The organism is uncultured Salegentibacter sp. (assembly GCF_963972535.1).
Lineage (GTDB): Bacteria > Bacteroidota > Bacteroidia > Flavobacteriales > Flavobacteriaceae > Salegentibacter.
Map to the genome: position 1 here is coordinate 1 of NZ_CAXAVR010000140.1, position 5,715 is coordinate 5,715.

The 5,715-nt window shown below is 38.0% G+C and carries 5 protein-coding genes and 2 pseudogenes; all 7 read right to left on the minus strand.

Features of this window, described 5'->3' with window-relative positions; all coding sequences use genetic code 11:
• A pseudogene (locus AACZ30_RS12525) lies at nt 1–220 on the minus strand (Na(+)-translocating NADH-quinone reductase subunit F); the annotation flags it as partial.
• Nucleotides 221–268: 48 nt separating this feature from the next.
• The gene (gene nqrF / locus AACZ30_RS12530; protein WP_208222670.1) at nt 269–1,555 is read right to left on the minus strand and encodes an NADH:ubiquinone reductase (Na(+)-transporting) subunit F; all 1,287 of its coding nucleotides are present in this window, start codon (nt 1,553–1,555) and stop codon (nt 269–271) included.
• Nucleotides 1,556–1,571: 16 nt separating this feature from the next.
• Nucleotides 1,572–2,186 (minus strand): NADH:ubiquinone reductase (Na(+)-transporting) subunit E, encoded by a 615-nt coding sequence (gene nqrE, locus AACZ30_RS12535; RefSeq protein WP_208222671.1) that lies wholly within the window; start codon nt 2,184–2,186, stop codon nt 1,572–1,574.
• A 29-nt stretch (nt 2,187–2,215) separates the two neighbouring features.
• The gene (locus AACZ30_RS12540; RefSeq protein ID WP_075324657.1) at nt 2,216–2,962 is read right to left on the minus strand and encodes an NADH:ubiquinone reductase (Na(+)-transporting) subunit D; all 747 of its coding nucleotides are present in this window, start codon (nt 2,960–2,962) and stop codon (nt 2,216–2,218) included.
• A gap of 2 nt (nt 2,963–2,964) precedes the next feature.
• Nucleotides 2,965–3,708: a Na(+)-translocating NADH-quinone reductase subunit C gene (locus tag AACZ30_RS12545; protein ID WP_075324658.1), complete on the minus strand. Its 744-nt coding sequence runs from the start codon at nt 3,706–3,708 to the stop codon at nt 2,965–2,967.
• 2 nt (nt 3,709–3,710) lie between these two features.
• Nucleotides 3,711–4,892 (minus strand): NADH:ubiquinone reductase (Na(+)-transporting) subunit B, encoded by a 1,182-nt coding sequence (locus AACZ30_RS12550; RefSeq protein ID WP_208222672.1) that lies wholly within the window; start codon nt 4,890–4,892, stop codon nt 3,711–3,713.
• 14 nt (nt 4,893–4,906) lie between these two features.
• Nucleotides 4,907–5,715: pseudogene (locus AACZ30_RS12555) on the minus strand (NADH:ubiquinone reductase (Na(+)-transporting) subunit A); the annotation flags it as partial.

The following is a 5,715-nucleotide window of genomic DNA, read 5'->3' on the forward strand; positions in this document are numbered from 1 at the left end:
TAGATCTAAGAAAGGTAAGATCATAATCTTTGGGATTATGCGGATATTCTATTGCTCTAACAATTACAAAATGTAGTTTTCTATCTTTTAAAGCCACGAACTGCGGATCTTTTTTTAACTCGCTATTTACTCCAAGAAATTCATAACCCTGCGCTTCGAGCTCTTTTCCAACAATATTCATTGCAAGATTATGTAGCTCCTGATCGTTTAATTTTGCCATAGTGTAAAAATAAAAAATCCCGCTTTAAAAAGCGGGATTCTAATTTTATTAACCTCCAAAATCATCAAACCTGATGTTTTCGGGTGGCATTCCAAAGTCTTCACCCATTTTCTGAACAGCTTTGTTCATTAATGGTGGTCCACAGAAATACAATTCAATGTCTTCTGGTTCTTCGTGATGACTTAAGTAATTATCTATTACAACCTGGTGGATAAATCCAACAAAGCCATCACCTTCAGCATCAAGGCTTTCTTTAACTTTCCAGTTGTCTTCTTCCATTGGTTCAGAAAGCGCTAAGTAGAACTTAAAGTTAGGAAAATCTCTTTCTAAAGCTCTAAAGTGCTCAATGTAAAACAATTCTCTTTTTGAACGTCCTCCATACCAGTAAGTTACTTTTCTACCAGTTTTAAGAGTACGGAATAAATGGTAAAGGTGAGAACGCATTGGCGCCATACCTGCTCCACCACCAACGTAAAGCATCTCGGCTTCACTATGGTTAATAAAGAATTCACCGTAAGGTCCAGAAATGGTTACTTTATCTCCTTTTTTCCTTGAGAAAATATAAGAAGAAGCAATACCAGGGTTAACATCCATCCAGGTATCTTTTGCTCTATCCCACGGCGGAGTAGCTACACGTACATTAAGCATAATCTCACGCCCTTCTGCAGGGTAAGATGCCATAGAGTAGGCACGTTCTACAGTTTCTGGGTTTTTCATTACCAGTGGACGAAGTTTAAACTTATCCCACTCTGCCTCAAACATATCTGGAGTATCGTGTTCTTCAGGGTGAGCGGTGATATCCATATCACTAAAATTAACCTCACACTTAGGAATTTCAATCTGAATGTAACCTCCAGCCTTATAATCCATATCTTCAGGAATTTCAACAACAAATTCCTTAATAAATGAGGCTACGTTGTAATTTCTTACTACTGTAGCTTCCCATTTTTTAATTCCGAATACTTCTTCCGGAATAGTGATTTTCATATCTTCTTTCACCTTCACCTGGCAACCTAATCGCCATCCCTGTGCAATTTCCTTACGGGTAAAATGTGGCTCCTCGGTTGGAAGAATGGCACCGCCACCTTCTTTTACGATACATTTACACTGTACACAGGTTCCACCACCACCACAGGCAGAAGGTAAAAATAGTTTATTATCTCCCAGGGTAGAAAGTAAAGTCCCACCGGAACCTACTTCCATATCCTTTTCCCCATTTACGTTTATGGTAACAGGACCAGACGGCGCTAATTTTGCCTTTGCTCCCAATAACACAGAAACCAATATGAGTATCAATGCTAAAAATACTACTATACTTGCTATAATAACTGTCATAATCTTTCTTTTGCGATTATAATTTAATTCCCATAAAACTCATAAAACCTAATGCCATAAGTCCGGTGATAATAAATGTTATCCCTAAACCTTTTAATGGGGCTGGCACATTAGAGTAAGCTATTTTTTCACGAATAGCTGCAATCCCAAGAATTGCAAGGAACCATCCAATTCCACTACCAAACCCGTAGGTGATAGCTTCTGTTATAACTCCAAAATCTTTTTGTTGCATAAAGAGCGCACCACCAAGAATAGCACAGTTTACAGCAATAAGGGGTAAGAAAATACCTAAAGCGCCATATAATGCAGGTGCAAATTTCTCAACGATCATCTCTACTAATTGTACCATAGATGCAATTACCGCAATAAACATAATAAAGCTTAAGAAGCTAAGGTCTACATCGGCAAATTCGGCACCAAGCCAGGTTAAGGCTCCCGGTCTTAATAAGTAATTATCCAGCAAATAGTTAATAGGTACAGTAATGGTAAGTACAAAGATTACCGCCGCACCTAACCCAACAGCTGTTTTCACGGTTTTTGACACTGCTAAATAGGAACACATTCCCAAGAAGTAGGCAAAAATCATATTTTCTATGAAAATACTTCTAACAAATAAATTTATAAAATCCATAATTTAGTTTTATTTAAGCTGTTGTGCTTTTAGTTCTCTTCTATAAGTTTACGGTTTCTGGCACGTTGCACCCAAATAAGCAAACCAACTACAATAAGTGCCATTGGCGAAAGCAACATTAAACCGTTATTTTCATAACCTAAAGCATATAAACCAGTAGAATCTGCTACTGTTGCTGCTTTATGTCCTAAAACTTCAAATCCGAATAATTTTCCTGATCCTAAAAGTTCACGGAAAAATGCAACGATTATAAGAATTAAACCATATCCTGCCGCGTTTCCTATACCATCAAGGAAAGACTTGTAAACTCCGTTTCCTAAGGCAAAAGCTTCAAGACGTCCCATTACAATACAGTTGGTAATAATAAGACCAATAAATACCGAAAGCTGTTTACTTACATCGTAAGCATAAGCCTTAAGCACCTGGTCTACTAAAGCCACAAGGGAGGCAACAACAACTAGCTGAACAATAATCCTGATTCTACTAGGAATCATATTACGCAGCATAGAAACAATAATGTTACTAAATGCCATTACAAATACAACGGCAATTGCCATAACCACTGCTGGTTCTAATTGTACCGTAATTGCCAGTGCCGAACATATACCCAGTACCTGTACGGTAATTGGGTTGTTATCGTCTAAAGGATCTGACAATAATTTTCTATTGCCTTTAGAAAGGAAGTGTTCTTTTTCTTCTGAACTAGATAGAAAAAGGATCATTTCTTTCTTTTTGGCTTCTTTCTCTTCTGAAATATTTTTTTTCTCTGTAGCCATAATTACTTTGTTGCAACTTTAATATCTGTTTGCTTTTTGAAGTAAGGCAGATAACGCTGAAGTCTTTCAGAAATCATATCAGAAACCCCGTCTCCGGTAATTGTAGCTCCCGATATTGCATCTACCTGGTTATCTTCTTTATCTGAAGGATCTATATCGCCTTTTACAACCGATACTCCTACAAGATTTCCGCTTCCATCAAAAATCTTTTCTTCGGCAAAACTCTCTTTAAACCATTCTTTGGTAATTTCTGCACCAAGACCCGGAGTTTCCCCAAGGTGATCAAAAGTAGCTCCTTTAATAGTATTCACATCATCTTTTAAAGATATGTAGCCAAAGATTGCATTCCATAATCCATTACCTCTTAAAGGAACTATGTAATATTTTTCTCCTTCATATTCGGCAATATAAAGTGGGAAATTCTGCTCTTCATCTTCCCTCTTAATTTCCTTGGCCAAATCTACCGTAAAGGCATCAACATCTTCTCTTTCTTCTCCCTGGTAATCAAGAGTAACTGCTTCTGTAATATAACGGTTGTAAAGCTCTTCAGCTCCTGCCCTGTCGGTTTCAACACCAATAGTAGCAAGAATACTCTGCATCTTTTCCTGGCGTACGTTTTCTCTTTGAATAGGCTGAAGTGATGTTGCTGTAAAAGCCAATACTGAGGCCACAACAATAACCATAATCACCGCAAAAAGAAACGTATAACCGTTACTATTTGTTTTATTTACTGATTTCTCTTCCATAACTAAACTGTTGTTTTCACCTGTGCGGTGGCGGATTGAATTCTTTTCTTTCTACGCTTAATATTCGATTGAATTACATAGTGATCTATCGTAGGCGCAAAAACGTTCATAAGTAAGATTGCAAGCATTACCCCTTCTGGATATGCCGGGTTAAACACCCTAATCATTACCGATAGAAAACCTATTAAAAATCCGTAGATCCACTTTCCTTTCAATGTTTGTGCTGCCGATACAGGATCTGTAGCCATAAACACAATACCAAATGCAAGTCCTCCTATTATTAGGTGCCCGTACCAGGGGAAGTTTGTAAGCTCATTCCCGGCAACACCCATTGCAGGTAATGCGTTAAAAATAAGTGCCATTGCAGCGGCTCCTATAAATGCGCTTAACATTATTCTCCAGCTTCCTACTTTTGTGAGTACTAATAACAATGCTCCAACCAGTATTAAAAGCGTGGAAGTTTCTGAGACAGAACCCGGAATAATTCCGTAAAACATATCCATCATTCCATAACTTACATTATCTCCGGCTGCCAAAGAACCAAGAATTGTTTCTCCAGATATTGCATCTACATTACTTGCCTCACTAACCCAAACCTGGTTACCAGACATATAAGTAGGATAAGCAAAAAAGGCAAATGCCCTTGCTGTAAGCGCCGGGTTAAGAATATTCATTCCTGTTCCTCCAAAAGCTTCTTTACCAATAAGTACAGCAAATACTACAGATAATGCCAACATCCAAAGTGGAAGGTCTATAGGCATAATCATAGGAATTAATAAACCTGTTACCAGGTAACCTTCGTTAACCTCGTGCCCTCTAAAGATGGCAAAAGCAAACTCAATTCCCAATCCAACTGCATAAGAAACCACGATCATTGGAATAAATTTCAATGCTCCATGGCCAATTGCATCCCAAAAGGTAAAAGCTTCACCTAATTGAGTAAAGTGCTGGTAACCTGCATTCCACATCCCGAAAAGTAAAGCTGGAACAAGGGCAAGTACCACTGTAATCATCGTACGCTTTAAATCTACCGCGTCACGAATATGAGCTCCCTTTTGCGTGGTATGATTTGGGGTAAATAAGAAAGTATCTATTGCGTTAACCGCAGGCGCATACTTTTCATATTTTTTTCCCGGTGCAAAGGGCTCTTTTATTTTATCTAATCTTTGTCTAATCCATTCCATAATTCTACTGCTTTTTAACCTACTTCAGTAATCATTAAATCTAAACCAAGACGAATCACCTCCTGAATTTCAATCTTAGATGTATTCACATATTCTACCAAAGCAAAATCTTCAGGAGCTACTTCATAGATCCCAAGATTCTCCATTTTCTCAATATCCCCGGCCATACACGCTTTTATAAGCTGCATTGGGTAAACATCCATAGGTAAAACTTCTTCCATTTCGCCTGTAACTACAAGAGCCCGCTCTTCACCATTTAAATTAGTGGTAGGCTTAAACTTCTTGTTTGGAAATAAAAACGATAAAGAAGTTCTTGAATTAGAGTGAATGTTATTATATGTAAATGGCAACCAACCAAATGCCCTGTATTTATTTCCTTCAGGAATTAAGGTTACTTCATTAGAAAAGAAGCTTATGTGTTGATCGTAGGCTAACTTAAGTCCGGTAAGTACGTTTCCAGAAATGATACGCACATCATCATCAACTTTATTGATAATGTCTGCCACTTCGGCTCCAATTATAGTAGAGAAATACTTACGGTTAGTAGCTTCACTTCCAGTTACTGCTACCGTCTTATTAGCTAAATATTTTCCGCTAAGGAAAAGATTCCCAATAATTGTTACATCTTCAGGATTCACAGTCCAAACTCTATCTCCCTGATTAATAGGATCTATTTTATGAATTTGAACCCCAACATTCCCTGCAGGGTGTGGCCCCTTCACATGGTGAAGCTCTACACCCTTAATGTCTTTTAGATATTGCGCTGAGCTTGCATCTACAGCCAGGTGTACTTTACCCGGAGTAAGTTTTTTAAGCGCATTTA

What these genes read in the sequence shown, in the direction of transcription:
- nqrF (WP_208222670.1), bottom strand. Translation starts at nt 1,555, where the DNA reads ATGACAGTTATTATAGCAAGTATAGTAGTATTTTTAGCATTGATACTC.
- nqrE (WP_208222671.1), bottom strand. Translation starts at nt 2,186, where the DNA reads ATGGATTTTATAAATTTATTTGTTAGAAGTATTTTCATAGAAAATATG.
- AACZ30_RS12540 (WP_075324657.1), bottom strand. Translation starts at nt 2,962, where the DNA reads ATGGCTACAGAGAAAAAAAATATTTCAGAAGAGAAAGAAGCCAAAAAG.
- AACZ30_RS12545 (WP_075324658.1), bottom strand. Translation starts at nt 3,708, where the DNA reads ATGGAAGAGAAATCAGTAAATAAAACAAATAGTAACGGTTATACGTTT.
- AACZ30_RS12550 (WP_208222672.1), bottom strand. Translation starts at nt 4,892, where the DNA reads ATGGAATGGATTAGACAAAGATTAGATAAAATAAAAGAGCCCTTTGCA.